General features: G+C 68.6%; 3 protein-coding genes. All 3 read right to left on the bottom strand.

Annotation, left to right across the window (positions count from 1 at the left end):
* Positions 1-155: 155 nt before the first annotated feature.
* Positions 156-566: a DUF742 domain-containing protein gene (locus PROKR_RS26590; protein WP_020017526.1), complete on the bottom strand. Its 411-nt coding sequence runs from the start codon at positions 564-566 to the stop codon at positions 156-158.
* 10 nt (positions 567-576) lie between these two features.
* Complete coding sequence (locus PROKR_RS26585; protein WP_020017525.1) at positions 577-1,026, bottom strand: roadblock/LC7 domain-containing protein; 450 nt, start codon at positions 1,024-1,026, stop codon at positions 577-579.
* A gap of 36 nt (positions 1,027-1,062) precedes the next feature.
* A partial coding sequence (locus PROKR_RS26580; RefSeq protein ID WP_211240251.1) for a hypothetical protein occupies positions 1,063-1,708 on the bottom strand: 646 nt, incomplete at its 5' end.

The following is a 1,708-nucleotide window of genomic DNA, read 5'->3' as shown; positions in this document are numbered from 1 at the left end:
GCGCCTGCGCGGGACGGGACGCCTGCGCGGTAGGCGCCGCGGCGCCACCGCCGCCGCCCAGCACACTCTGGCGCGCGGGCGCGTTCGAGGAAGCGGTCGCGGTGCCGGCGTTACCCGACACCGGGGCCCAGTTGGGACCGCTACGGGCCCCGCCGTCAGAGGGCGGAAATGCCATTAAGAACACTCTCCAAGACGCTCAGCGACAGGCCCGAGTTCGAGCTGCCGTGGCCTGTGTGGACGTTAACCGGTGTCGAGGTGTGCACGGTGACGTGCCCTTCCTCCTGCATGTCCGCCACAAGGATCCGGACGACACCCAGGGGCAGCCGCAGAAGGGCCGAGAGCTCGGCGATCGACACGTACGTGTGCGCGGCGTGCTGGAGGATCGCGCGCTTCTCGGGAGGCAGCCCGAAACTGCTGACTGCCCCGGGAAGAACCTCCACGAGGGCCTCGAGCGGCAGGTCGGACAGCTCCGACCGCACCCGGCCTCCGGTGACCGCGTAGGGGCGCACGGTGGACGTCTCGCGGACGTCCCCTTGCCCCTGGGAACCGAAAGGTGCGTACGTCATGGTCGAGTCCTCATCCCACGCTGGCGGCTCGGGTCTGCCCATCGACCGGGAGGCTGCCACGCATCTCCGAGATGAGCTGCGGCGTGAGCGTGGCCTCGGTGCGGGACACCAGGAGAGCCATCTCGTAGCCGATGAGGCCGATGTCGCACGTGGCCTCCGCGACGACGCCGAGAACGGACCCGTTCGAGACGTTCATCAGGAAGAGGAAGCCGTTGTCCATCTCGATGATCGCCTGACGGACGTTACCGCCGTTGAGCTGCCGAGAAGCTCCACGCGTGAGGCTTGACATACCGGAGACGATCGCCGCCAACTGGTCGCCGCTGGTGCGGTCGAGCTGGTCGGACATCGCCATGAGCAGGCCGTCTGCCGACACGACGAGCGTGTGCCGACTGCCGGGAACGGTACGCACGAAGTTGTCGAGCAGCCAACCGAAATTGGTTGCTTCGGTGCTGAGGGTCACTCTGTTCCTCCTAGTCAGAATCCACAGACGCGCTTGTCACCGCGACTGCGGCGCTGAGTCAGGGACATGATTCACGGTCGAGGGTGCCCACGTCGAGTCCCCACCGCCGTTCTTGCCGTTCTCGTGCTCCGACTTGCCCTCGTCCACGGACTCCGACCGGCCACGCGCGGTGGCCGACTGGAACGCCGAGAGACGCGAGCGAAGCTGCTCGGGATCACGGTCGATGCGAGCTGAGAGACGCTCGACGGCCGGGTCCGCACCGGTGCCGGAGGCACCACGGGTACGGCGAGTCAGCCCACCGCTGGCAACCTCGGTGCTCACGGCTGCCGGACGGTACGAGTCGTTCTCTTTCACATCATCTTCCTGATAAGCCCCGCGACGGAGAAGGCTCGTCATCTCCTCGTAGAGCACTGCCGAGGCGGTCCATTCCGACCGGGCCTCCACCGAGTCACGCACGTACTCGGGGTCTAGTGGGTCCTTCCCGTCGCCGTCGGTGCCGGCGGCACGCTTCGCGAGCGGGGCGGACGAACCGTACGACGGGTCGTACACGGCACCCGTCGGGTACGGCTCGCTGAACTCGCGGACGGGCGGCTCGAAGGCCTGCTGCACGTCCGCCACCGGCACGGCCTGGGTGGCCGGGGCGGAGACGAACGCGGTGGGCGCCGGGGCGGGGGCGGGGGCT

This window comes from Promicromonospora kroppenstedtii DSM 19349 (genome assembly GCF_000515355.1).
GTDB classification, from domain to species: domain Bacteria; phylum Actinomycetota; class Actinomycetes; order Actinomycetales; family Cellulomonadaceae; genus Promicromonospora; species Promicromonospora kroppenstedtii.
This window is presented reverse-complemented; position numbering and strand designations above follow the sequence as displayed.

What these genes read in the sequence shown, in the direction of transcription:
- PROKR_RS26590 (WP_020017526.1), bottom strand. Translation starts at nt 566, where the DNA reads ATGACGTACGCACCTTTCGGTTCCCAGGGGCAAGGGGACGTCCGCGAG.